The sequence below is a fragment of the Lacinutrix mariniflava genome (genome assembly GCF_001418015.1).
In the GTDB taxonomy this organism is placed as follows: Bacteria; Bacteroidota; Bacteroidia; order Flavobacteriales; family Flavobacteriaceae; genus Lacinutrix; species Lacinutrix mariniflava.
The window spans coordinates 45037-71729 of the sequence record NZ_LIQG01000017.1 but is presented as its reverse complement, the minus strand read 5'-3'; the positions used below and the strand labels follow the sequence as shown (position 1 = coordinate 71729).

Sequence of the window (26693 nt, the reverse complement as noted above, 5' to 3'; positions counted from 1 at the left end):
TTGACACTTATTTTACACTTTTTTGACAATTGAAAGTTACAAAAATGCTGCTAAATAATGGTAACACGCACTTTACGTTTTTTAACGTGTTTATTATTTACTTTCTCTACTATTGCTTCTGCTTTTGCTTTTGGGACTGCTACAAATGCACAGTCTTGTTTTAGTTCTATAACACCTAATTCGTTACGCTCTAAATCGCCTTGTTTAAAAAACAAACCTGCAATATCTCCTTTAGAGATTTTATCTTTTCTACCACCAGAAATAAATAAAGTAGACCATAAACTATCCATATTGGTTGGTCTGCCTTTAAGTTTTACAATTTCTGAAGCTGTAATAAACTCTGGTAAGTATTCGTTTTCCCATTGTAAAACGTACGCTGTTCCTTGTGCGTTCATTCTTGCTGTTCTACCGTTTCTATGGGTGAATTCTTCAGCTTTTAATGGTAATTGATAATGCACGATAAAGTTTAACTCTGGAATATCTAATCCACGAGCGGCTAAATCTGTAGCTATAATAATTTTATGAGAGCCGTTTCTAAATTTTATAAGCGCGCGCTCTCTATCTATTTGTTCCATACCACCAAAAAAGCAACCGTGTGGAATATCGTTAGTATTTAAAAAGTCGCTTACATACTGTATAGTATCTTTAAAGTTACAGAATATAATACCTGGTTTGTTACCTATATGCTGTAATAAATCTACTAACGTTTGTAGTTTATTTTTATCTGGTGAGATTACCTTTTTAATAACTAAGTTAGATATTTTGGTGTCTAAATAGTCGATTACTATTTCATTTTCTAAACCTACAAATCTAGGAATTTCCATATCCTGAGTTGCCGAGGTTAGAATACGTTTTTTAATACTTGGTAAGCTGCTAAGGATTTCGCTCATTTCTTTTTCGAAACCTATTTCTAGAGATTTATCGAATTCATCTAAAACCAAAGTTTTAATGTCTTCTACAGAAACGGTTTTTTTCCTTAAATGATCTGCAACACGACCAGGAGTTCCAATTAATATTGCTGGTGCGTGGGAAAGTTCTATCTTATCTTTAGAGAATGGTCTACCACCATAAACGGCATTGGCTTTAAAACCAGATCCTATTTCTCTAATTACCTGTTCTATTTGTATTGCTAACTCTCGAGAAGGTACTAATATTAGTAATTGTACATTCTCACACTTAGTAGACAATTCGCTTATTGTAGGTAATAAAAACGCAAGCGTTTTACCTGTTCCTGTTGGTGATAACAAAACAGTATTTGCAATAGATGTAATAGATAAATACGCTTCCTCCTGCATAGGATTTAGTGCTTCTATACCTAATTTCGCTAATATTGCTTTATGCGTTTTTTTTGGTTTGACATTACTCTTTTTTTTGCAAAGATAACTACAGTTTTTGGTTTGAGTTATTTTTTTCTATTTTAGAACTAATCTTTTATTTCTCTATTTTTCAAAACACTAAGCATGGCATATCTTCTATTTTCTATCATAATTATTTACTGAGTTATTAAACTAATCAAAAAGAAGAAAAAATAGCTACTAATGGATTCTATTCGTTTTATAACAACGTTTCTAAATTGGCTTTAACGCCTCCAAACCATTCGGCTTTTAAAATACTAAGTATAATACTGTCACGCCTTTCTCCATTAGGTGTCGAGCAATTCTGTCTTAAAACACCTTCTACTACACAACCTAAACTTTTCATGGCCGCAATGCTTTTTTTATTGTTATTATCTGCCCTAAATTCTACACGCTCTACTCCTAAGGTATCGAAAGCAAAAGAAAGCATTAAAAATTTACAATTTTTGTTTAATCCTGTGCCTTGAAAATTTTCACCATACCAAGTGTAGCCCAACTGTACGGTCTTATATTGTGGTAAATAATCATAAAAACGTGTGCTTCCTGCGTATTCATTTGTGCGTTTATCGAATACTATAAAAGGATAAGTTTTTTTATCTGCCTTATCTTGTAGTGCTTTATCTAAATAGGTTTTCAGATTTTCTAATCCATCTGCAGGCTGTAAAGAATAGTCCCAAAGCGCTGGTTCGTTTAAAGAAAAGGTAGAAAGCTTTTTAAAATCTTCAGGTTTTAAAGGAATTAACCTTACAACATCATTTTCTAAAATATATTCAATTTTAAAGTCTACGGTTTTCATTTTATCTCTTTTAATTGGTTTATTACTAATATTAACTTCACATTAAATAATAACTTAAAGTTTCTACTCTTTACTATTAGAAATCTGTGGTGCTTCTGAAACTATAATTTGAGTCACATATTTATCGGAATATACTTTTGTAAAATGTGCTCCAAACAGTAATATAATACAAGAATAAGACACCCAAAGCATAATTAAAATAACAGATCCTGCTGCTCCATAAGTTGAGCCTGGCTGCATTTCGCTAAAATAGATGGCTAATAAATATTTTCCTATAAGAAATAATATAGTTGTTAGTAACGCACCAACTCTAACAGATTTCCAAGGTATACTTGCCGATGGTAAAAACCTAAACATAGCCCCAAACAAGACGTAAATAAAACCTAGAGATATTAATAGATCGAAAACATAAAGATATTCGAATAAATGTTCAGGCAATAAACGTTCTAGTCGATTACTAAAAGTGCTTAATATTGAAGTAAGCACAAAACTGGTTAACAGTAAAAAGCCAATAATTAATATGAATCCAAAACTCCTAACGCGACTAACAAGCGTAGCTATTATACTATTTTTATACTTTGGTTTTTGATCCCATATTTTATCTAAAGCAGATTGCAATTGAAAAAACACACCTGTAGAACCATAAAGCAAAGTACCAATACCAACAACTGTTGCAAATATTGAAGTGCTTTCATTACCTCTATCTACCATCATTAATCTAATAGATTCTGCTACCTCTTGCCCTAAAGCTTTTGTTATTTCCCCTAATAATTCTCCTTGAACAATTTCACGTCCCCAAATGCCTCCAACAATATTTAAAATTATTATTGTCAACGCCGGTAGAGATAAAATAGCATAATAAGCAACAACAGCACTGCGCTCAAAAGGTTCGCTATCGAACCATGAACTAGCTGTTTTTATTAATAATTTTGGTAAATGTTTGAGTTTAAATTTCTCAGGTTTATCCATGCAATAAATTTAGTTCTATTATTTTAAACAGTATATAAATTGTAAAACAAAAGAATAGTGCTTCTATTCTACATCATGGCATTGTTAGTAAATTTATTATTAATCTACTATTAACTTTTTCAGGTTGGTTACCAGCTATTATACATGTATTTATGCAAGTGAAAGATAGAAAAAAGTATAACCTAAGCATTGGTTATACTTTTTCTAATTAATTAAAATATGTTATAGTTCCTCGCCTGATGCACGATACTCTACATCCATGTTTTTTCCTTTTTTCTTGAATTCTACATCATAAAATTCTCCTTTAGATGCGCTATCTACTTTTTCTATTTCAGTAATAGATTCACTGCCATAATTTTTCTTGATAGCTTCTCTAATAGGTTTTGGCAAGTCTTTTTTATCTATACTTGTTTCGGTTTCAATCCAGTTTCCACTTGGAGCAAAATCTGCTCTATATTTTACACCTTTTATTTTAAAATGAGATTCGTAGTTTCCATTACTATCAATTTCCCAATCTGGGTCATTCTCGCCTGGGTACTTTGCTTGAAATGCTTCTTTTACTGCTTTTGGAGTCTGACTTTCTGCTTTGTTCTGACAACCAAAAAATGCCATTGCAAAAACAACTAATAATATTATTGATTTCCTTTTCATATTCCTGATTTTAATAATTATTATACTGTGAATTTAATAATTGTAAAATAAAATTTTTATAAAACTATCTTAAAACATGGCCATTTAGTAGCAGCTAATCTTAATATTTTTAATAAAAAAAAATACTAGGCGATTGTGTTCATTTAAATCTTATAAATAATTAAATAAAAGAAAAATCACATTAATAAATTAGATATTTTTGTGTGAAGACAAATCTTAAAATAATGTTAAAAAATTTAATCCCATTTATTGTTATTCTTATTGCTTTTAATTTAAAAACAGAAGCACAAGAACTTAAAAAAAAGCAAATTAAAAACTTAATAGAAGCTTATAAAAAAGATCCTAGAGGTCCTTATAATCGTATTAAGTGGTTTTGTGAAGACAATACGGAACGTGAGCCCAAAGATCCTTGTCCTGATAGTATTGGAGGCGGAATACAACATGCCAGTTTTAAAGAATCTGCTTTAAATTTAAGAAAAACAAATCGTCTTTATTTTGGTGAAATTATTGCTGCCGTAAAGCAAAACGATTTTTTAAATCGGGACCATAAGTTTAGCCGAATAAAACAATATCAAATTGGTAAATACCTTGCTAGTGTAGATGATGGATGGGTTTTACAAAAAGCACAATACTACAGAGGTGCTATACAAAGTGAAGATGAAGACACTTGGGGAAAAGACTTTTTTGAATGGTTATTAAAAGACGAACAGTTTATTGATGCCAATTATTATTTTTTAAGACAAGTATTAAAAGATGTCCCTCATAATGGCGATGATAATATTGCACAATTAATGAGAAGTCAAAGTAAAACTATTTCTGAAGACTTGAAATCGTTTATGGATATTAGAATTAAAATTCATGGGCAACCAGAAGTTACTGATATTAAATTGGTGAAAGATTTTATGGAAACTAAAAGTATTCCAGAAGAATTAAAGAAGGATTTCGATGCGTTATTAGCAACCATGGATAAATTTTATGCTCCTATCGATTTTACAAGATTAAAAGAAGATTTAAAAACATTACCAAGCACTAACATTACAACTAAAAGAATTCAAGATTTTATTACTGCTAATAAAAATGATAATACCTCAGCTTCTTTTATTTCTGAAATCGCTACTATTTTAGTTGAAATTAGAAGTAATATCTTAAGCTATAAAAGCAGTGAAGACCGTTTAAAATTATTGGATTTATCTAACCAATTAGAACATACTTTACTTACCGAAACTCAAAATTGGAAAACCACTACACCTGGAGAAAGCCTAGATAAAATTAGCGCTTTGTCTTGTGCTGCCCTAGGAACTGGTTTAATTGAAGATTGGGAATACAATGCCATAGAAGAGACAACTAATAGTAAAATTGCAAATACCGAATTAAGTATTAACGATTTAAATCAATTATTAACCACAAGTCGCAGTGTTGTAGAATGGAGTGCTGCAATGGTTAAAGCTAATTATCAAGATATTGTTGACGACTATACTACTTTCGAGCCACTATCTTATGGTTTTATAGATGATCGCGTTAGAAGTAGCGTTGCTTTAAGCTTAGGTGAAACCGTTAGCGAATTTGGTGCTTTTGTTTCTAAAACGTCTAAAATTAACAACGCGGTGATGTCTATAGAAAATCAAAGTGCAATAAGAGGATTAAATCCTGGATATGCCTTTGGTGAATTGGTTGTTGTAGATGGTAATCCTGATGATGTTGAAGTGAACAGTAATAACATTTATATTTTTGAAAAACCACCTCACGATTTAAAACCAGTTGCAGGAATACTAACCGTTTCTGAAGGTAATTTAGTGTCTCACGTTCAACTTTTAGCCCGTAATTTAGGAATACCAAATGCTGCTTTGTCTTATGATAATTTAAAAGCAATGAAAAAATACAATGGCAAAACCATTTTCTATGCGGTGTCAAATAAAGGTAGTGTAATTATTAAAGCAGAAGACGCTATGTCTTCTACCGAAAAAGAGCTTTTTAGCAAAAAAGAACGTAGTAAAAACATTATTGCTGTTCCTGTAGATCAAATTCGTTTAGACGTATCTAAAGTACTTAATATGCGTGATGTTGATGCTACAGATTCCGGTAAGCTATGTGGACCAAAAGCTGCTAATTTAGGAGAGTTAAAGCAATTGTTTCCTGAGCAGGTTGTGGAAGGTATTATTATTCCTTTCGGAATTTTTAGATCGCACATGAATACAAAAATGGCAAATGAGAATAAAACGTATTGGGAATACCTAAACGCTACGTTTACTGTTGCTAATGATATGCGTGCTAATAAAACTGATGAAGCTGTAGTAGAAGAATTTCAGCTTAAAAACTTAAAAAAATTGCATGACGCTATTATAAACATGCCTTTAGAAACTAGTTTTATTGAAGACATGAAATCTAATTTTAAATCCGCTTTTGGAGACACTATTGGTAATGTTCCTGTGTTTTTACGTAGTGATACCAATATGGAAGATTTGAAAGAATTTACAGGTGCTGGATTAAATTTAACGTTGTTTAATATTAAAGATGAAGATGCCATTGTAAAAGGTATTAAACGTGTTTGGGCAAGTGCTTACACAGAACGTAGCTTTAAATGGCGTCAAAAATATTTAAGTAATCCTGAAAATGTATTTCCTTCTATTTTAATAATACCAAGTGTAGATGTTGATTATTCTGGTGTTATGATTACTAAAGGTATTAACTCTGGAAATGATAACGATTTAACGGTTGCTTTTAGTCGTGGTGCTGGTGGTGCTGTAGACGGACAAAGTGCAGAGACACGTTTAATTTCATCTAAAACAGATGAATTATTAGCGCCTGCAAGACAAAACGATTACATAAGACTTCCAGATTATGGTGGCACTAAAAAATATACAACAACTTTTGAGTTTCCAATTTTAAATGCTCGTAATATTAGTGAAATTAGAACATTGGCAACCGAAATTAGAAAAAAAATGGTGCAACATGCCGACACTCCAAATCAAGCTTACGATGTAGAATTTGGTTTCAAGGATGATAAATTGTGGTTGTTTCAAATTCGTCCGTTTGTGGAAAACAAGCAGGCAAAAAGTTCTGAATACCTCTCTTCTATCTCACCAAAAATTGAAGGTGATACATTAATCAGTCTTTCAGAAAAACTATAAAAAATATTATGAAAAAAATATTCTACATATCTATTGGTCTTTGTATTTTACTTTCTTTTGGGTTTGTATCCTACCCAATAGATGGTTACCAGCGTACTGGAATTAAGCGTTTATACCAAATACATAAAATGCAAATAGACAGTGTGCCTTATAACCGTATTCCGTTTGGTGCCTATAAAAAGTTAGCAGATATTAAGCTTAATCTAACGTCTAGAACCGAAGACAGTATTAAAGAATTATTTGTAGAAAATAAAGAATTTGCTGACCGTATTAAACGTTTGGTGCCTAGTGGTGCTTATTCTTTAGCAATTATGGACATGACCAATGCTAAGGATTTAAAATACGCGGCGCATAGAGAAAATGTGGGTTACCAACCAGGAAGTGTTGGTAAAATAGCCGTTTTAAATGCTGTTTTTACGCAAATGGCTAAAGTATGTACCGATTTCGATGAACGTATTATGTACCTAAAAGACATTAAAGTGTCTTCTCGTTATTGGGGAACTGGAGATCACCATACTGTGCCAATTTATGATATTGAAAAAGATAAACTATCTAAAAGACAAGTTATAGCCAGCGATAAGTTTTCGTTATTTGAATGGTTAGACCATATGGTTTCTGTTAGTAATAATGGTGCCGCAAGTGTTATGTACAGAGAAGCAATGTTAATGGCAGCTTTTGGACAAGAATATGTTAATTTAACCGAGGAACAAGGTGAAAACTACTTTAAAGAGACATCAAGAGATAGTTTAACAAACTTAGCAAATACGGTAGTAAACGAACCTTTAAGAGATTTAGGAATCACTGAAGACGATTGGAGACTTGGTGGTATGTTTACACGTACAGCAGATAAGTATGTGGGCAGAAAAGGTGGTAGTATTGGTACGCCAAAAGGTTTAATGAAATGGTTTGTTAAACTAGAGCAAGGTAAAATTGTAGATACAAAGACTAGTCTTGAAATGAAACGACTACTCTACTCTACAGACAGGCGTATTCGTTATGCAAAATCTAATAGACTAGATAGTGCTGCTGTATATTTTAAGTCTGGTAGCTATTACAAATGCGATAGAAAGAAGAATCCTGATTGTAAGGATTATGCCGGAAACGTTTTTAATTATATGAATTCTGTTATTATTGTAGAACATCCAAACAACGGTACTAAATACATTGTTTGTTTAATGTCTAACGTATTAAACAAGAATTCTGCAGGAGCACACATGTATTTGGCGAGTAAACTTGATGATTTAATTGAAAAAAACAACGAAAACTCTGATGCTAAATTAGATGAGAATTTTAAAGATAAAGATGATACCGGCGGAAACTAAAGTTTAACATCTGTTAAACTATCAATCGTAGCATAAGCAAAGAATTTTACGTCCTTATTACGATGCTTCTTTAAAGGCATTACAATTGGGACGTATTTTTTATTATCAAGTACTTTAATAAGGTGTAAAACTTCTAATTTAACACGTTTACCTCTTCTTTTAATTAGCATCGTTAAATAGGCCTTTTCAGGAATGGTATTGATTTTTAATACCGTAGAATCGAAATGATCTTCTTCAATAACCGTATGCTCTATTAACGGAAATACTTTAGATTTTAATTGTGCATTTAATAAGTTATCTAAGAATTCTAGAGCATTAACTCTTGCTTCTTTAACTTCACTAAAGAGTCCAGAATAAGTAACCTCAATATCTGCTTCATCATACACCAAACTTAGCAGCTTAAAAATACAGGTTAAACTTGTTTCTAACTGATTTTCTAAAACATCAATTAAACTTTGTCTTGCAATAAAAACCTCAGTAATCGTATCGTTTTCAGGCTCCAAAAGCGCATGATTGATTGTGTTTTGTATTGATGCGATAGCATCTATAGTGCTCTTATAATATCTACTTTCTCTTAATATTACACTCCTGAAAATACGCTTATTATAAAAAAGTGACTGGTTTTTCTGTCTTAATTTTAATAAAGCTTTTGAAGATTCAAGCCTTATTACAACATCATTACTTTTTAATAACCTTAATAAAATTTTTACAGAATTTTGAGAGTTAAAAGCGCTAATTACTTTTGGTAATTGCTGCTTGATATTATCCGCTAAATCTTCAGATTTATCTAAATCTAAAATGGTTTTAGTTATTCCTGTTCCATAATTTTTTAAAGCCTTAATCGCACGTTTTCGGTATTCTTTAATGGATAAATAGTTCAACAACTCATCAACAAAACGCTCATTAGCAGTTATTCCTGCAGCTTTAATAGCATACTTTACTATATATTGATCTCTATTATTTAAATGTACCGTTATAAAAGGATAAAACTTCTCAATTCCAGAATAAGCAATAGTGACTAATAATTTTGCAACTGCTTCCTTTCTACTAAAGCCTTCGGGTGTATTTAATGTTCTTACTTGTTGTGCAATTCTAGTTTGTAAATTATACTTAATAGATAATTTGTTATTATTTACGCCTTCTTTTGCAAGACATAGTAATGCTGCATTAGAAATATAATCGGTTTCATGATTTAAATATTTATCGAAAAACTCATCAGCATTAATGTTAGAATGATGAATAATATAGTTTAGCGCATTATAAACTAAATCATCGTTTTGCTCAGTAACTAAAGCCTCTACCTTTTTTATAGCTGTACCTCTATCGTATTGAAATAACTGCTTTATTGCTTCGGTTTTAACGCAATTTGATGGATGTTCTAATAAATTTATAATACTATCCTTTAATGGTATTAATCTATAAGAATCTAATTGCTCCAAAAGGCTTAAAATTTCAGTTTCAGCTCCAGAGTTAAAAATACGTCTAGCTGCAACTAAAGTTGTTTCATACTTTTCTCTCTTCTTTGTTTTAGCCTCGAAAACTAATGTTTTTTGAATATTTGTTCTGAAGGAATCAAAATAAGCTTCACGCAACCTGTAAATTAGAAGAATCCAAATAAAAACAAAAAGCAGAATTATAATTGTAATATAAGACGTACTTAAATCTAATCTCTTTATTAAAAAGATAAGTAAAAAACCTGCAATACCTGTAGCGATACTATCTACAGCAACATCTATAAAAGATTTTGCCTGATTTTTAATGCTGTTTGGAATTGGCATTATGGATAATTCTACCGCAGCCTTGTTTAAAGATTGCTTAAAACTTCCATCGATACCTTTTATAATGACTAAAACCCACAATTCTGGAAAAGTTAAAAATAATAAACTCCCTAAAGCAATACCTAGCGGTAAGATTAATAATGTAGATGAAACACCCAAGCGACTCAAAAATCGGTTAGTAATAAACAACTGAAGCACTAAGGCGATAACATTAAAAGTTGAAAACCAAAAACCAAAGAAAGAAGCTAGCTCATCGGGATCTGAAATCGCTTTATTTGCAAAATCACTAAACTGAAAATCTACCAATTTTGCTACAATAACACTTATACCAGTGATTAATGCTAAGTAAGTTAGATGCTTAGATTTTAAGATTAAATTAAAAGAAGAATCTTGTACATTAGACTCGCTATCTTTACGTTGTTTTCTAACGTAAGTAGTCATTTTTTGTATTCTCAATTTCCAAATTTTTTGGATAATTGGAATGCAACACAAAATAAAAAGAGCGGCTATAAATATAGCATATTTATTACCATAAGAGGATACGATAATACTAGTTAAATAACCTCCAAAAACACCACCTGCTATTGCTCCTGCACCAATAAATCCAAATAACCGCTTAGCTTCCCTAGCATTAAAAACCATGTTGGCTAAAATCCAAAACTGGGACGTTGCAATTACAGCAAATAGTGAAATGCTTAAATAATAAAAGTATAATAATCCTTTTTCAAGGATATTATAATGCAAAACGATACTTAATGCAATAAACGCTAAACTAAAGATTACTAAAGAACCAATAGTTACTTTAAGTAACGAAAATGCCCTAACGGCTTTGTTATAAAATATTGATGTAAATACGGCTACCAATGCAACCAGCAAATAACCATATGGCAAACTGTCTGCTCCAAGCTGATTGACAAAAAGTGCATTAACCGTTGGTTTTACAATTAATAATACCGTTATAACAAGAAAGATATATAACTGCATTAAAAAAGAGATGTATATTTCACCATCTCTTAATCCAAATGTTTTATTAAGTATATTTTTTAGTAAGGGCAGCAAAGTCTTTTATATCTTAATCAAAGAACGTGATTTTTTAAGAACTTTCTCAATAGGCACTACTAAATTTCTAGTAATTTGTTCTCCCAAATCATTTTCTATTAATGCCACAATAATATACTTACGCTTTGGTCCCCAAACTAGCGCAGAATCTGCATGGTAATTTTTCCAAGAACCAGATTTTCTATAGATTGTAGCTTTAGGTGCTATTCTATCTAACGTATTAACAAATTTATGATGCAAAGCAGGATCTTTCATTATTTCTAACATTTCTTTAGAACGCTCTGTATTTACCAAATTACCCATTGCCAATTGATAATAGAAACTGCAAACCTGTTTTGTAGTTGCTGCATGACTTAAACCTTTCATTGGTTCTGGATGGCGCTTTCCTCCTGCTGCATAACGCTTTCCAACCCAAAGGCCTCCACCAACTTCTTCGTCGTAGAGTTTATTTTTAGGAGCTCTTAAAACAGCTTCAATTTTATCATAACCAACACGATCAATCATACGTGTGGATGCCTGGTTATTAGATTTGCTAATCATTAACCTCATGTCATTACGCACCTCTTTAGTATCCTCCAATTCGCCAGTGTCAATAGCATCCATTGCTGCTAATAATATCGCTATTTTTGGTAAACTCGCTGCATACATCATATGGTCATCATTTAAACCAGCATATTTAATATTGCATTGATCTGTTAAATCTACAATAGCAATAGACATCTTCTTATTTTGAATTAAACTCTTCCATTCGGCATTCTTATAAATTTCGGTTTGCAAAAGTTTTTGCAAGTCGGCATTTTGTAATTCTGCAATAGGATCAATTGCTTCAGTTGATTTTAATGGTAATTCGGTTTGCGAAAAACCTAATACACCTAAGAATAATATTACTATAGAAACGGCATTTTTTATCGTGTTATTCATTTCCTTTTTTAAGTTTTAATCGTAACTAACATAGTATACAATATATGTGCCAAAGTTCCTGTTTTTTCTTCATAACTTAATGTTAATATTTATGTTTTAAACTATTGATTTCTAGGTTTATAAAAACTATATTTTATTTCCATTAATATCAAGCTCAACTATAGTTTTACCAAGCTTCTTAACTTCCTCAAATTGAGTCGATTTATCACCAACTATTACATAAATCATATCCTCTTCAACTAAATATTTATTAATAATATTTTTGTAATCTTCTAAAGACATATTTACCAACTCTTCTTGATTATCTTCTGTAAATGTTTGAGATAATTTATATTTACTAATCTCTTTAAGCATCCCTAATTGCGCTCCTAAACTTTCGAAAGCTCTAGTATTTCCTTTTAGAATTTTATTTTTAGTAAGCTCTACTTCTGTTTCTGTAAAATCATTAGCATAATTAGACACCATATTTTTAATAATTTCTAACGATTTTAATGTTGCATTTGCTCTTACACTTGTTCTAATTGTAAAAGGTGACACTTCTTTATTACTAATTATACTTGAATAAGCGCCGTAAGTATAACCTTTACCTATTCTTAAGGTTTGAAATAATTTTCCGCTAGATCCACCTCCTAAAATTTCGTTAGCAAAACTTAAATTGTTTGCGTCTTCGTTTTCCTGTGACAATACCGACTTACCAATTAAAAAAACAGATTGTTTTGCTCCGGGAAAATCTATAAAATACAACTGATTCTTTGCTGTACTTTCAGGTAACTTGTATTCTGGAATAGCGACACTTTTTGTATTCCAATTATTTAATGCCGTTAATGTATTTTTTATAGCCGATTGATTTAATGCACCAGCAATATGAAAAGTTGTGTTTTCTGGTGATAAATTTTTATAATAGGCCTTTAAATCTTCTATTGTTATATCCTTAACTGATTCTTGAGTTCCAGAACTAGGAACCGAAAATATATGATTTTCACCATATATTAACTTATTGTAAGCCATTGATGCAATACTATTTGGGTTAGCTTCACGTCCTTTTAAGCTTGTTTCTAATGCTTTTTTTAGTCTATTGAATTCCTTTTTATCCCAACGTGGCTCTAGAATTATTTCTTTTACCAATGCAATAGTTGCATCGAAATTTTTAGCTAAACAAGAGCCCGTAATATGAAAATCTTCAGACGTAGAATAAGTATTTATGTTAGCTCCTAAAAGACCAATAGCCTCCTCTAAATCTGCCGATGTTTTATTTATAGTACCTTCCAACATTAAATCACTTAATAAACTAGCTACACCAGATTTATTGATTGGATCCAATAAATGTCCGCCAGGAATAGTTATATCAAACTGCACTAAAGGCACTTCGTTATTTTCAATACCATAAATTGTTAGGCCATTGTTGAGAGCATCTTTCCATACTGTTGGAGATTTAAACAATGGTAATTCTCCATAAGCAGGTTCGCTTCTATCATGCTTAGAAATTGTTTTTTCGTAAACAGCTTCTGCGCCTTGGCTTACTTCTTCGTTTGCAACATCTTTTTTAACCTCTTCAATCCAAACGGTTGCTTGTTCAGATTCCGCAACCGCTAAATCTAAATTACCTTTGGGTACAACACTCGTCATGACATAGTTTTGACCTTTAATGTATTTATTATACACGCGCATTACATCTGCCGCAGTAACGGCATTAGATAATTTTGCTGTTTGCGTAATATAACTTGGGTCTCCTTTATACTCATTATCTTCTACCAATTGAAATGCTTTATTTAAAACCGTACTTATTCCTCTATACAAATTGGTTTCTAATTCTGCTTTAATACGTTTTAAATCGCTATCATTAACACCTTCTTGTTCAAAACGCGCTAAACCTTCATCTAAAGCCGTTTTTACGTTATCTAAATCTATTCCTGCATTAGCACGTATTCTAAAAACAAATTCTCCTGCTAATTCGCTACTGCTTTGATAAGTACCAACTCCTGGTGCTAGTTTTTGTTCTTCGACAATTGTTTTATATAACGGTGCTTTTTTGCTCCCGCTTAACAGCTCACCTAAAATTTCTAGTGCATATTTATCTTGATTATATTCTTCTACGGTAGGAAACGTCATGCGCAACTCTGGCAATTTCGCAAAACCATCTTCAAAATATAAAGATTTAGTTTTTTCTAAAGTTACAGGCATTGGTTTTAAAATTTCAACTTCCGGTCCACTTGGTATTTCGCCAAACCATTTTTTAACGAGCGCTTTGGTTTCTTCAATATCAATATCTCCTGCAATTACTAAAGAAGCGTTGCTAGCTCCATAATATTGTTTGTAAAACTCTTTAACATCATCAATAGTTGCCGCTTGCAAATCTGGCAAAGCACCAATAACGGTCCAATTGTATGGGTGTGTTTCTGGATATAAGTTTTTACGTTTAATTTCATCGGTATAACCATAAGCAGCATTATCGACACGTTGGCGTTTTTCGTTTTTAACCACTTGCTTTTCGCGCTCTAAGGCTTCTTTTGTTACTGTATTAATCATATAACCAAAACGATCTGAATCTATCCACAGGATTTTCTCGAAAGCATCTTTAGGCACAACCTCATAATAAACCGTATAATCGTTGGAGGTTCCTCCGTTTCTACTGCCTCCCCATTCAGGGATCATTTTTCTATTGGCACCAACAGGAACATTTTCACTGTCGTTAAAACTCATATGTTCGAAAAAGTGAGCAAATCCCGTACGACCTGGTTTCTCTCTGTTTGAACCAACATGCATCATGGTTGCAACTGCTACTATTGGATCGCTATGGTCTTCATGTAAGATAACTTCAAGTCCATTTTCTAATGTAAATTTTTCGTAATCGATTTTGAATTCTTTTTCTTTAGAATCCTTTTTTTCAGCATTAGAACAACTAAATGACAATGAAATGATACTTAATAACAGTATTTGTTTTAATAAACGCATGTTGAATATTTTTATGGTTTTGATAAAGATAATTATTATAAATAAATGATGGTTAAAATATGACATTTCTTAACTTTGCCTTTTGAAATTTTAAAAAACAGATTATGCTTAAAACTTTTAGAATTGTTGCCTTATTAGAAGGAGTATCTTACCTGTTATTAATGGCTGCCTCAATATATAAACGTTTACCTGAAGGAAATGACGAATACGTTAAACTCCTTGGTATGCCTCATGGTTTATTGTTTGTAGCCTATATTGCGTTTGCTATATTTTTACGCTCGACTTATAAGTGGAACTCAAAAACATTCATTCTCATTTTATTAGGTTCTATTTTACCTTTTGGGACTTTCTATATTGATAAAAAATATTTAAAACCGTTAGCATAATTAAAAATTGTTGTAATATTCGGTATTAATTATTGAATATATGTCCAATTTCCCTCGTTTTGCTATTATAATAACATGTCTTTTATTATTTCAATGTGAACAATTTTCTAAATCTGAAAAGACTTCACCAATACAAAATACTCCTGTTGAGAACAAGGAGCCTTCTAGACAAGGCAATACGTTTTTAATTAAAGGTGCTTCTTTCTCACCAAACAAAACAAACATCTATCTCTTTAAGGCTGAAGATGATTCTTTCGCTTTAGTAGATTCTACCTTAGTTAATAATACCAAATTTGAGTTTAAAGGCTTAGCTGAAACACCTTCATTATATCGTGTTTCTGAAATAAGAAATAAAAACAAAGGTTTCACCTTATTGGTAGATGCATCAGAAATAAATGTGTTTTTAAATCAACGTATAGATCACTCTACGGTATACTCTACCTCTATTTTACAAAAAGAATATAACGATTACACTTCGCAAATGACTGTTTTTAAAGATAAAGGCATGGCTTTGTATTACGGTTTGAAAGGAAATTTTTCTGCAGAAAACATAAAGAAATTAAAACAAGATCGCCTTGCATTATTTACAGAGCAAAACAAGTTTATACAAACCTATATTAAAGAGCATTCTAACTCTTATGTTGCTGCACTCTTAGTAAAGGAGAGTGTTAACACTTATAATGCAAAAACACTTAGAATATTATATAGTAGTCTATCTCAAGATATTAGAAATCTAGATTTTTCTAAATCTATAGACTCTTTAATTATAGAAAAAGAATCTAAAATTGAAGAACGCCTACCTGTTGTTGCTGTCAAAAAGATTGAAGAAAATTTTACAGGAGAGTACAGACCAAAAGCGTACAAAATAAGTGGTTTAAATCCTTATGGTGAAACTGTATCTTTAAAATCTATACCTAAAGGCAAAGTAGTTTTAGTAGATTTCTGGGCTAGTTGGTGTGGACCATGTCGTGCTACAAACCCAACGCTAGTCGCTTTATACAAAAAGTATAAAAGTCAAGGTTTTGAAATTTTAAGCGTCAGTGAAGACAAAGCAGAAGCACAATGGCTAAATGCTATAGCTGTTGATGGTTTAACGTGGGATTACCATGTAATTGACAAAAATAAAAGTATTGCTTTTCGTTATGGAGTAGAATCTATTCCGTTTAAACTATTAATAGATAAAAACGGAAATATTGCTAGCGAAAAAATCTCTGGTCAGGCTTTAGAAACTAGAATTCAGCAATTGCTAAAAGAGTAATCACTCTTTTAGCCTATCTTTTACAAACTCAATTTTAGTTTTCCCATGTGCACTTGGCTTGCCATCATCACCTAAATTAACCATAATAATATCTTCTACAGTAATAATTGTTTCTCTTGTCATCATGTTTCGAACCTCACATTTTAATGTGATTGAAGACTTTCCAAACTTTTTAACTTCCATACCAATTTCAACAATATCACCTTTTACAGCTTTACTTGTAAAATTAATTTCCGACATGTATTTAGTAACAATTTTAGAATTATCAAGTTGTACTATCGTATATAAAGCAGCCTCTTCATCTATCCATTCTAATAATCGACCTCCAAATAGAGTGCCATTAGGATTTAAATCTTCGGGTTTTACCCATTTTCTTGTGTGAAATCTCATAATTTAAAATAAGTTTTGTTGTGGTTCATTATCCTGATTTGGGATCTTTAAATCGTAACCAAGTTCTTTATTTAGTTTTTTAATAAAATAGGTAGAAAGTAATGGAGATTCTATCTCTAAATTTTGATGAATAAAGAAATCTATTTCTTTAACACCTTGTGCCTTCCACTCTTTTATGCGTTCAATCCAATCGTCTAATCTAGAATAATCACTTGGATGATTTGCACCAACATAACGCACAAAAGCGGTACTATTTGTTAAACGCATGTGCATAATATCTCGCCTTCCAGCTGTGTCCACTATAATATTAGAAATGTTGTTTGCTTCTAAAAGTTGATATAACTTCTCGGCAATTTCGGAATTATACCAATCTGTATGTCTAAACTCTACTGCTAACGGAATTTCTTTAGGCCAACTCTCGATAAAATCGACTACTCGAGTATAATCCTTAGGCGAAAAATTAGTGTGCATTTGCAAGAAAGTTGTTCCTAATTTTTCTTTTAAATTTGAAGCATTGTATAAATAGTTTTCGACTACTGCATTAGTGTCTTGCAAACGTTTCCAATGCGAAATTTCTTGATTCAGTTTCGGGAAAAATTTAAAATGAGATGGTGTTTTATCATACCATTTTGCAAACTGCTCTGCAGGAAAATCACGATAGAAAGTCGCATTTAATTCGATAGAATTAAATTGAGAGGAGTAATAAACCAATTCGTCCTTTGTACCTCGTGGATAAAAACCTTTTAGGTCTGCTTTATTCCATTTTGCACAACCCACATATATTTCTGGCACATGATCATCTTTTACCAAATTAAGTACACGTTTAGTGTCTTTATGGTCTTTTGGTAAAGTAAAATCTATTAATTCTGGATTGTCAACGCTTCCAAATTTCATTTAAAACTAATTTATGATAAAGGTAATTGTTGATAACACCGTTAACAAGAAAATTCAATATGAAATCGTTATAGCTTCATAATTAATATTTTTATAAAAACACTTATAAATATGCAAACTAGAGATTTACAATTATTAGATATTAGACCCGAAATAGCTTCTATTAAAATAAGTGATACTATGAGTAAGGAAGAACGTTTTCAAAACCTAACGCTTCGCCCTATTATTAAACTACAAAATGATTTATTTGTAGCCATTTTTAGAAACTATATTACAAAGCATAAAAATGTGTTTTACGAGTTAACGCTAGACAAAAGATTGCACTATATTGATAATGCATTACACAAAGATATTAAGTTTAGAAACGCACTTAAAGGAATAATTATAGGCTTGTTTACAATGGAAGAATACATGCTTTATATAGAAAACTCATCGGCATTAAATAAACGTATGATAAATATGACAATACAACGCCTACAAAGTAACATTCAATTATTTGAAAAACCTGAAGTTACTCTTAAAGTTTAATCTTTAATTACAGAAACACCATTTAAATCTGTCGTTAACACATCACTCATATAATCGAAATACGGTCTAATAGCTTTAAAATTATCACTTACCGCTTTTACGAAATCTGGAGACTGTACTTCTTTATCTGTAAAGCTATGCGAAAATACATATTGCTTTTTACGTAATAAATCTATCGCTGGATGTTCTTTATCGAATCCTTTTGGTGCTGTTTTTAATTCTTCTCCTTCTAACGCTCCCCAAACGGATTTAAATTTTTTATTATTTAAAATGTCTCGCATCTCACTATCGTCCATTTCAAATTCTTTTCTAATTCTAAGTAAATCCTCCTTTTCGGGACTCCAAAAACCTGCTGCCATAAAATTATTACCTGGTTGTATTTGCAAATAGTAACCACCTCTTAATTGTGGTTTTGCACGATGAAAACCAACACTAAAATTGTTTTTATAAGGTATTTTATTTTTAGAAAAACGCACATCTCTATAAATTCTAAAAACCTTCATTTTATCGAACTGATCGTGAGTTTCCATTTCTGCATAAACAGCATTAAACACCTCCTTGACATCAACTAAAGCAGCATCATATTCGGTTTTGTTTTCAGCAAACCATTCGCGATTATTATTTTTATCTAGTTTTTTTAAAAAATTAAATACGTTTTTTGAAATCATAAACTGTGTTTGAAATTGGATTATAAAAGTACAAAAAAAAGTCTCAGTTTCATGATTATGAAACTGAGACTATATATAAATGTTTAATAGAAATTAATCTACTGCATCTTCGATATCATCTGCCACGTCTTCCACAGCATCTTCGACTTTATCTCCTGTTGATTCTTCTCTACAGCTTGACAGTGCAATAGAAACCGTGAATAAGAATACAAATAAATAAGGTAATTTTTTCATTGTTATTGATTTTAAAGGTTAGTTAATATTAAGATTCGTCTTCTACTTCTTCAATTTCGTCTTGTACATCTTCAATAGCATCCTGAACATCGTCTGAAGCATCATCAAGATCATCTCCTACTTCTTCAATTGCATCTTCAATTTTATCTTCTGGTGTTTTGTTTTCTTCTCTACACCCTGATAATACAAGAGATAATGAGAACATAAGTACAAATAAATATGATAATTTTTTCATTCTATCGTGTGTTTTTAAATGGTTAAACATTATAATAAATCTACAATTAATCTAAATATTTCTATTTAAAAATTCGATTTATTTTTAATAATAATTTAAAAAATTATCTCTTTCCTCTAATTAAAGATAGCACAAATAATACTAAAAATATAAAGAAACATATTTTAGCAATACCTGCTGCTCCTCCTGCTATACCACCGAATCCTAAGACTCCAGCTATAATTGCAATTATAATAAATGTAATAGTCCAACGTAACATATTTTTTTTGTTTTTAAAGGTTAATAATTATTTTCAAAAAACTAATTCTTAGCTTTTAGAAGGTTCCGATTCCTCATTGCGATTCAAACTCAATTCATTATCAAATTGTAGTGTTCTAATAGGAAAAGGTATATTGATATTTTTCTTATCGTAAGCTTTCTTAATCTCTATAATAGCTTTACTTTTTGCTTTTAATTTTTCTAATGCATTATCCGATTCTATCCAAAATCTACATAAATAATTTATAGAGCTTCCTCCAAATTCTGTAAAATAAAATTCGACTTCTTCTGGAGATTTTATTTGATCGAAAGTATCTGCAATAGTTTGTTTTGTTAAGGCCTGAACTTCATCTAAATTCGAATCATAACCTACTCCACACTCTAAAAAAATTCTCATTTTTGTAGTAAGTGAATAGTTTTTAACTGGGTTTTCTAATATCGATTTATTAGGAATAAGGACTAGATTATTATCTGCCTCTTTAACTACAAAGTTTTTTAAACTAATTTCGACAACTTCTCCCGAAAACCCATTGGTTTCTACCCAATTCCCTAATTCAATACTCTTTCTAAAACTTAGTACAATACCTGCAAAAGTATTACTAAGTGTACCTTGTAAAGCTAAACCTATAACTAAACCGGAAACACCTGCTGCTCCAATTAATGTTTCTAGTGTTTTACTTAAATTCATTATACCTAAAGCAAGAAATAATCCTACCGCTACAATGATGATACCAGATATTTTGGTAATTATATTTACTAACGAATCTTGTTTTACTTTTCTAGAAATAAGATTCCCTATTAATCGAGACACATATTTAGAAATGTAATAGAATACTATTAATACTATAATAGCAATAACAAGATTTGGTAAATTTTTTACAAAAGCATTTAACCAACCTATTAATTTACCCGATAAGAGTTCGTATGCTTTGTTTAATTCGTCTGTCATGTGTGTTTTAAAAGTATAAAATTAATATTTAATGAATTTACGGATTACTCTAAAACGATTAACTTTTAACTTCATCAAGTTTTAGCTCTTCGTTAGTGTTTTTAGACCAAGCATTTAACTGCCAGCTCGTCTTTTCTAACTCACGAATATAAGCACCAATTAAATCTATAGTACCTTCATCTTTTGCTGATTCAGCTTTAGAAACAACATGAGACATTTGAGCTAACATTATTTTATGATCATTAAGTAATTCTTCAATCATATCTTTATCAGAAATCATTACTGAAGCCTCAGATAAAGAAGATATTTTAAGGTAATCACTAAATTTACTTACTGGGTGATGTCTTAAAGTTAAAATACGTTCGGCTATTTCGTCTACTTTAACCTTAGCCTCGTTATACATAGTTTCAAATTGTTTATGTAAGTCGAAGAAATTTCGTCCTTGTATATTCCAATGGAAACTTCTTAATTTTTGGTAGTAAAGATTGTAGTCTGATAATAAAGTATTTAACTCCATTACTACTGGTAATAATTTTTCATCTTGCATATTCAAATAACTCATAATTAATAGGTTTTTTATTGTGGTTCCCTATCAATATAAGCGTATAAGCAATTTTGTCAAGTGATTTAACGGCCTTTAACGGTTTGAAAATATTTTTAACTTAAATTATGTTAATGAAGCATGAGGTTTGTTAACAGAATTAACAACTTATTCAAACTGAAGACTTTTAAGAATAAGCCCAGAAGCTGGTGCAACATAAGTTATTTCAATAGTGTTATCTGGCTTTAAGGAATCTTCAATATCCTTGATAGTTAACTTACCTTTACCTAAATCTATTAATGTACCCATCATTAAACGAATTTGATTTCGCATAAATCCTTTTCCGCGAACGCGTAACATATAGCTTTTCTTCGGAAAAAAATTTGCAGTATACTCCGTGTTCTCAACGATTTCGCAGGTTAAAATTTTACGTGTATAAATACCATTATCTGTTGGTTTATAGCAGTACTTTTTTAAATAATGTTCACCTTCAAATAACTTTGCAGCTTGTTTCATTAAATCAATATCCAAATCGTCTAAAACAGTAGTTAATATTGGTGCACAAAACGGATGAAACTTATCTCCAAAGGCAAACAAATACAGATATTCTTTAATTTTAGAATTCTGAATAATATTGAATTTAGCATCGACTTCCTCAATATTTAATGCACGAATATCTTGCGGTAGATTTCTATTAAACAACGCTAAAAAAGCTTCAAAATCTTCAATAGGTTCAAATACAAACAATTCGATTGCCGTTTCTTCTGCAGAAACCATTGCGTCTGTTCTACCGGAAGCCAATGTTTTAAAACGTTTGCCTTCCATTATAAAATTCAACGTTCGATCAACCATTAAATGTAACGTTTTTACAGATGGCTGTTTTTGCCAACCGTGAAAACGATAGCCTAAGTATTGAAGTTTAATTAAGTAAAAGTGTTTTTTCGTGAATGGATCCATAGAACTTTAAAGTACGCTATCTTTGTAAACTATAGCAACGTTTTAATATTACTTTTCTCTACTTTTTAAAACGTCTACAACATCATTAAGTTTAAAGCCTTTTGCTTGTAATAACATTAAATAATGAAATAACAAATCGGCACTTTCACTTAAGAATAAATCGTCTTTATTATCCATAGCCTCAATAACAACCTCTACAGCTTCCTCTCCTACTTTTTGAGCTACTTTATTAATACCAGAAGCAAATAATGAAGCGACATAAGACTTCTCTGAATCTCCAGCCTTCACACGACTTTCAATAGTGTTTTCTAGCTTAGAAATAAAACCAAAATTTTCTGTGTTAGATTCTGCCCAACAGGTATCTGTTCCTTTATGGCATGTTGGTCCAACAGGATTAACCGTAATTAATAACGTATCATTATCGCAATCGTTTTTAATGTTTACTAAGTTTAAAAAGTTTCCACTTTCTTCGCCTTTAGTCCATAACCTGCTTTTAGTTCTGCTATAAAAAGTCACTTTTTTAGTATCTTCTGTTACTTTTAAAGCTTCTTCATTCATGTAACCTAACATGAGTACGTTTTTGGTTGCTGCATCTTGTATAATTACAGGAACTAATCCGTCGTTATTTTTATTAAAATCTATGATCATTACGTTTGTTCTTAATGTTTATACTATCTCTAAATTACGTTGTAAGTTCAAGTGAAAATGTTTTTTTAAACTAATTTATATCAAGAACTTTTTAATAATAGCTTCTCGATACAATTTTTTCATGCTTCAAAAATCACTCGAAGTGACAAAACGATTAGAGTCGTACTGCTATATTATTATCTTTTAATTTTTCTTTTAAATCTTTAATAGGTATTTCACCAAAATGAAACACACTTGCAGCCAAAGCGGCATCAGCCTTTCCTTTTTCAAAGGTATCTATAAAATGTTGAATAGTTCCTGCTCCTCCTGAAGCTATAATTGGAATATTCAACTCCTCTGATAATTTTGCTAAAGCTTCGTTTGCAAAACCGTCTTTTGTGCCATCGTTATCCATAGATGTAAACAAAATTTCTCCTGCTCCACGTTGTTCTACTTCTTTTGCCCAATCGAATAGGTTTAATTCTGTCGGAATTGTTCCGCCAGCTAAATGTACAATCCAATTACCATCTACATTTTTAGCATCTATAGCAACTACAACACATTGGCTTCCAAATTTATTAGCCAGTTCGTTAACTAATTCTGGTCTTTTTACTGCCGAAGAATTTATAGACACCTTATCTGCACCACATTGTAACAAAGCATCTACATCTTCTACACTAGAAATTCCGCCTCCAACTGTAAATGGAATATTTACATGTTCAGCTACTTTTAAAACCATATCATGCATCGTTTTTCGACCTTCTAAAGTTGCAGAAATATCAAGAAAAACTAACTCGTCTGCTCCTTTTAAAGCGTACTGTTTAGCTAGTTCTACTGGATCTCCAGCATCTCGTAAATCGACAAAATTTACGCCTTTAACAGTTCGTCCGTTTTTAATATCTAAACAAGGTATAATTCGTTTTGTAAGCATTTTAAAAATCATTTAGCATTGTCAGTTCGAGTGAAATTGCTTTTTATGCAATTTTGTATCGAGAACTTTCGAAAAACATCTCGATACAATTTTTCATTCCTCAAAATCACTCGATGTGACAAAAACTTATTTATTAATTATATAATTCTCTAATTGTTTTAAGCTAATTCTATTTTCATAAATCGCTTTTCCAATAATAACACCTTCACAACCCATTTCTGCTAACTTAGGCAATTCATCAAAAGTTGAAATTCCTCCTGATGCTATTAGTTTTACGTTTTTTGTTTCCTTTAAAATACGTTCATACAGCTCAAAACTTGGACCTTCAAGCATGCCATCTTTAGAAATATCTGTACAAATAACATAACTTGCGCCTTTTGTTTGATAGTCTTGAATAAAAGGAATCACTTTTAAATCGCTTTCTTCTAACCAACCGCTAATAGCAATGTTTTCGTTATTGCAATCGGCTCCAAGAATAATTTTATCACTTCCATATTTGATTAACCATTCTTGAAAAATCTCTGGATTTTTAACAGCAATACTTCCTCCTGTAATTTGTGATGCTCCAGAGTTAAAAGCGATTTTTAAATCTTCATTGGTTTTTAATCCTCCACCAAAATCAATACTTAAATTCGTTTTGCTTGCTATTTGCTCTAAAACCTTATGGTTTACAATATGTTTAGCTTTTGCGCCATCTAAATCGACTACATGTAAATGCTTAATACCAGCATCTTCAAACTCTTTAGCAACCTCTAATGGGCTTTCGTTATATATTTTTTTTGTGTTGTAATCGCCTTTACTTAAACGTACACATTTTCCGTCGATGATGTCTATTGCTGGTATTATTCTCATATTCATTTCCCACGAAAGTGGGAATCTCTTTTAATTAATATATATTTGATTTCATGAATATTATTAAAAACTTATCAATACGAGTTATTATTTCGCTAGCTGTTGCGCAAATGGTTGCAACCAAGTTTTCAATATATTATGAATTAATTTTATTATCAGTTTTAATAGGCTTATTCCTATTATTAACTTATTTATCTAAAAAATTCTAATTACAATTCTATAAAATTCTTCAAAATTTGCTCTCCAACTACTGATGATTTTTCTGGGTGAAACTGTACACCATAAAAATTATCTTTCTGTAAAGCAGAAGCATAATTAAACTCGTAATTTGTGGTTGCTATTTGCTCTTTACAAGCTTCAGCATAAAAACTATGTACTAAATACATAAATGCATCTTCCTTAATATCTTTAAATAAAGGCGATTTTAAATCTGAAATAGTATTCCATCCCATTTGAGGAACTTTTACTGCATTTGAAAATCGTTTTATAGCAACATTAAATATTCCTAAGCCTTTGGTATTTCCTTCTTCGGAAGATTTACACATTAATTGCATACCCAAACAAATTCCTAAAACAGGTTGTTTTAAATTTGGTATTAATGTATCTAAACCTGATGCTCTAAGCATTTTCATTGCTGAATTTGCTTCTCCAACGCCTGGAAAAATCACTTTATCGGCAACTTTTATTTCTTCTGGATCGTTAGATAAGACAGCATCTACACCAAGTCTTTTAAAAGCGAATTGTATGCTTTTAATGTTTCCTGCTCCGTAATTGATTATAACTAGTTTCATAATAGTTTGGTTTTGTCAGTTCGAGTAAAATTTCTTTTTTGAAATTTTGTATTGAGAACTTTTCATGACTTCTCGATACGATTTCTCGTGCCTCAAAATCACTCGAAATGACACTAATTTAATTTAAAGAACACCTTTTGTACTTGGTAAAAACATTTTGTTAGAATCTCTTTTTACAGCCATTTTCATTGCTTTAGCAAAGGCCTTAAAGATTCCTTCTATTTTATGATGTTCGTTATCTCCTTCAGCCTTAATGTTTAAATTACACTTAGCGCCATCCGTAAACGACTTAAATAAATGTAAAAACATTTCTGTTGGCATATCACCCACTTTTTCACGTTTAAAATCGGCATCCCAAACCAACCAAGGTCTTCCTCCAAAATCAACTGCTGCTTGTGCTAGACAATCGTCCATTGGTAAACAGAACCCGTAACGTTCAATTCCTAATTTATTTCCTAAAGCTTTTGCAAATAATTCACCTAAAGCAATCATGGTATCTTCTATTGTATGATGCTCGTCTACTTTTAAATCACCATCTACTTTTACCGTTAAATCCATTGCACCATGACGCCCAATTTGATCTAACATATGGTCAAAGAAATGTAATCCTGTAGAAATATCATTTTTGCCAGAACCGTCTAAATTTAATTTAATATAAATCTTAGTTTCGTTAGTGTTTCTGGTGATTTCAGACACTCTATCTTCTAATTTTAAAAACTCATAGATTTCAGACCAATCTGTACTTGTTAAAGCAATACAGTCCAAAATAGCTTGTTTAGACGTTTCAATTTCGTCTGCTCCTAATTCAGGATCTTCAGATAAAAAGATACCTTTTGCTCCTAAATTCTTAGCCAATTCCATATCGGTAATTCTATCACCTAATACAAAAGAGTTTTCTAAATCGTATTTTTCTTTATCAAAATACTGCGTTAACAAACCTGTTCTTGGCTTACGTGTTTCGGCATTTTCGTGCGGAAATGTTTTATCTATAAAAACATCTGTAAAAACAACACCTTCTTTCTCGAAAGCAGTCATTACTTTATTTTGAGCAGGCCAAAAGGTGTCTTCTGGAAAAGAATCTGTTCCTAAACCATCTTGATTTGTAACCATTACCAATTCGTAATCCAATTCTGAAGCTATTTTAGCCATGTATTGAAACACTTTTGGGTAGAATTCTAACTTCTCTAAACTATCTAATTGATAATCTACTGGTGGCTCTAATACCAATGTTCCGTCTCTGTCTATGAATAGTACTTTTTTCAT

The 26693-nt window shown here is 31.2% G+C and carries 27 protein-coding genes; 6 read left to right on the top strand and 21 right to left on the bottom strand.

The window, feature by feature from the left end:
- Positions 1-50: 50 nt before the first annotated feature.
- From ASC44_RS01795 to ASC44_RS01785, 3 genes are all read right to left on the bottom strand, one after another.
- Complete coding sequence (locus tag ASC44_RS01795) at positions 51-1295, bottom strand: DEAD/DEAH box helicase (protein ID WP_083476220.1); 1245 nt, start codon at positions 1293-1295, stop codon at positions 51-53.
- A gap of 259 nt (positions 1296-1554) precedes the next feature.
- Positions 1555-2151 (bottom strand): GNAT family N-acetyltransferase, encoded by a 597-nt coding sequence (locus ASC44_RS01790; protein ID WP_055445912.1) that lies wholly within the window; start codon positions 2149-2151, stop codon positions 1555-1557.
- Between the two features lie 63 nt (positions 2152-2214).
- Positions 2215-3120 (bottom strand): YihY/virulence factor BrkB family protein, encoded by a 906-nt coding sequence (locus ASC44_RS01785; protein ID WP_055445911.1) that lies wholly within the window; start codon positions 3118-3120, stop codon positions 2215-2217.
- A 38-nt stretch (positions 3121-3158) separates the two neighbouring features.
- Between ASC44_RS01785 and ASC44_RS18415 the strand changes: the two genes are divergently transcribed.
- A complete protein-coding gene (locus tag ASC44_RS18415) occupies positions 3159-3332 on the top strand; it encodes a YqaE/Pmp3 family membrane protein (protein ID WP_083476228.1) in 174 nt (57 codons plus the stop codon).
- A 10-nt stretch (positions 3333-3342) separates the two neighbouring features.
- Here ASC44_RS18415 and ASC44_RS01780 read toward each other — a convergent pair whose 3' ends face one another.
- A complete protein-coding gene (locus ASC44_RS01780; protein WP_055445910.1) occupies positions 3343-3771 on the bottom strand; it encodes a PepSY-like domain-containing protein in 429 nt (142 codons plus the stop codon).
- Positions 3772-3995: 224 nt separating this feature from the next.
- On the opposite strand from ASC44_RS01780, the gene ASC44_RS01775 reads away from it, so the two are divergent.
- On the top strand, positions 3996-6899 hold the full coding sequence (locus ASC44_RS01775) for a PEP/pyruvate-binding domain-containing protein (RefSeq protein WP_055445909.1): 2904 nt from the start codon (positions 3996-3998) through the stop codon (positions 6897-6899).
- Positions 6900-6907: 8 nt separating this feature from the next.
- Positions 6908-8221 (top strand): serine hydrolase, encoded by a 1314-nt coding sequence (locus tag ASC44_RS01770; RefSeq protein ID WP_055445908.1) that lies wholly within the window; start codon positions 6908-6910, stop codon positions 8219-8221.
- On the opposite strand, the gene ASC44_RS01765 is transcribed toward ASC44_RS01770, so the two are convergent.
- From ASC44_RS01765 to ASC44_RS01755, 3 genes are all read right to left on the bottom strand, one after another.
- A complete protein-coding gene (locus ASC44_RS01765) occupies positions 8218-11058 on the bottom strand; it encodes an NTP/NDP exchange transporter (RefSeq protein ID WP_241491389.1) in 2841 nt (946 codons plus the stop codon). The two genes, ASC44_RS01770 and ASC44_RS01765, sit on opposite strands and share 4 nt — an antisense overlap.
- A 6-nt stretch (positions 11059-11064) precedes the next feature.
- A complete protein-coding gene (locus ASC44_RS01760) occupies positions 11065-11979 on the bottom strand; it encodes a serine hydrolase (RefSeq protein WP_055445907.1) in 915 nt (304 codons plus the stop codon).
- A 126-nt stretch (positions 11980-12105) separates the two neighbouring features.
- Positions 12106-14931: a M16 family metallopeptidase gene (locus ASC44_RS01755; protein ID WP_055445906.1), complete on the bottom strand. Its 2826-nt coding sequence runs from the start codon at positions 14929-14931 to the stop codon at positions 12106-12108.
- Positions 14932-15035: 104 nt separating this feature from the next.
- Here ASC44_RS01755 and ASC44_RS01750 point away from each other — a divergent pair, with 104 nt between their 5' ends.
- Complete coding sequence (locus ASC44_RS01750) at positions 15036-15317, top strand: DUF3817 domain-containing protein (protein WP_055445905.1); 282 nt, start codon at positions 15036-15038, stop codon at positions 15315-15317.
- Positions 15318-15357: 40 nt separating this feature from the next.
- Positions 15358-16575, top strand: coding sequence for a TlpA disulfide reductase family protein (locus ASC44_RS01745; protein ID WP_055445904.1), 1218 nt, complete (start codon positions 15358-15360; stop codon positions 16573-16575).
- Here the strand turns inward: ASC44_RS01745 and ASC44_RS01740 are convergent, their stop codons facing one another.
- Together ASC44_RS01740 and ASC44_RS01735 are read right to left on the bottom strand one after the other, a co-directional pair.
- Complete coding sequence (locus ASC44_RS01740) at positions 16576-16965, bottom strand: acyl-CoA thioesterase (RefSeq protein ID WP_055445903.1); 390 nt, start codon at positions 16963-16965, stop codon at positions 16576-16578.
- 3 nt (positions 16966-16968) lie between these two features.
- On the bottom strand, positions 16969-17859 hold the full coding sequence (locus ASC44_RS01735; RefSeq protein WP_055445902.1) for a DUF72 domain-containing protein: 891 nt from the start codon (positions 17857-17859) through the stop codon (positions 16969-16971).
- A gap of 111 nt (positions 17860-17970) precedes the next feature.
- On the opposite strand from ASC44_RS01735, the gene ASC44_RS01730 reads away from it, so the two are divergent.
- Positions 17971-18387 carry a hypothetical protein gene (locus tag ASC44_RS01730; RefSeq protein WP_055445901.1) on the top strand — a complete coding sequence of 139 codons (417 nt, stop codon included), beginning with the start codon at positions 17971-17973 and terminating at the stop codon, positions 18385-18387.
- Here the strand turns inward: ASC44_RS01730 and ASC44_RS01725 are convergent.
- The 12 genes from ASC44_RS01725 to hisB all read right to left on the bottom strand — a co-directional run bounded on the left by ASC44_RS01725 (position 18384) and on the right by hisB (position 26693).
- Positions 18384-19055 carry a DUF2461 domain-containing protein gene (locus ASC44_RS01725; protein WP_055445900.1) on the bottom strand — a complete coding sequence of 224 codons (672 nt, stop codon included), beginning with the start codon at positions 19053-19055 and terminating at the stop codon, positions 18384-18386. The genes ASC44_RS01730 and ASC44_RS01725 overlap by 4 nt on opposite strands.
- A 93-nt stretch (positions 19056-19148) precedes the next feature.
- Positions 19149-19289, bottom strand: coding sequence for a hypothetical protein (locus tag ASC44_RS18155; RefSeq protein WP_169787485.1), 141 nt, complete (start codon positions 19287-19289; stop codon positions 19149-19151).
- 28 nt (positions 19290-19317) lie between these two features.
- Positions 19318-19524, bottom strand: a complete 207-nt coding sequence (locus ASC44_RS01720; protein ID WP_055446073.1) for a hypothetical protein — start codon at positions 19522-19524, stop codon at positions 19318-19320.
- A 103-nt stretch (positions 19525-19627) separates the two neighbouring features.
- Positions 19628-19783, bottom strand: coding sequence for a DUF1328 family protein (locus ASC44_RS17670; protein ID WP_076733185.1), 156 nt, complete (start codon positions 19781-19783; stop codon positions 19628-19630).
- A gap of 48 nt (positions 19784-19831) precedes the next feature.
- A complete protein-coding gene (locus tag ASC44_RS01715; RefSeq protein WP_055445899.1) occupies positions 19832-20731 on the bottom strand; it encodes a mechanosensitive ion channel family protein in 900 nt (299 codons plus the stop codon).
- Positions 20732-20789: 58 nt separating this feature from the next.
- Positions 20790-21293, bottom strand: coding sequence for a Dps family protein (locus ASC44_RS01710; protein WP_055445898.1), 504 nt, complete (start codon positions 21291-21293; stop codon positions 20790-20792).
- 147 nt (positions 21294-21440) lie between these two features.
- Positions 21441-22229 carry a tRNA pseudouridine synthase A gene (locus ASC44_RS01705; protein ID WP_055445897.1) on the bottom strand — a complete coding sequence of 263 codons (789 nt, stop codon included), beginning with the start codon at positions 22227-22229 and terminating at the stop codon, positions 21441-21443.
- Between the two features lie 48 nt (positions 22230-22277).
- The gene (gene hisIE / locus ASC44_RS01700; protein ID WP_055445896.1) at positions 22278-22877 is read right to left on the bottom strand and encodes a bifunctional phosphoribosyl-AMP cyclohydrolase/phosphoribosyl-ATP diphosphatase HisIE; all 600 of its coding nucleotides are present in this window, start codon (positions 22875-22877) and stop codon (positions 22278-22280) included.
- 154 nt (positions 22878-23031) lie between these two features.
- Positions 23032-23787, bottom strand: a complete 756-nt coding sequence (gene hisF, locus ASC44_RS01695; RefSeq protein WP_055446072.1) for an imidazole glycerol phosphate synthase subunit HisF — start codon at positions 23785-23787, stop codon at positions 23032-23034.
- A 126-nt stretch (positions 23788-23913) separates the two neighbouring features.
- Positions 23914-24639: a 1-(5-phosphoribosyl)-5-[(5-phosphoribosylamino)methylideneamino]imidazole-4-carboxamide isomerase gene (gene hisA / locus ASC44_RS01690; RefSeq protein ID WP_055445895.1), complete on the bottom strand. Its 726-nt coding sequence runs from the start codon at positions 24637-24639 to the stop codon at positions 23914-23916.
- 209 nt (positions 24640-24848) lie between these two features.
- Positions 24849-25430: an imidazole glycerol phosphate synthase subunit HisH gene (gene hisH / locus ASC44_RS01685; RefSeq protein ID WP_055445894.1), complete on the bottom strand. Its 582-nt coding sequence runs from the start codon at positions 25428-25430 to the stop codon at positions 24849-24851.
- A gap of 123 nt (positions 25431-25553) precedes the next feature.
- Positions 25554-26693, bottom strand: a complete 1140-nt coding sequence (gene hisB / locus ASC44_RS01680) for a bifunctional histidinol-phosphatase/imidazoleglycerol-phosphate dehydratase HisB (RefSeq protein WP_055445893.1) — start codon at positions 26691-26693, stop codon at positions 25554-25556.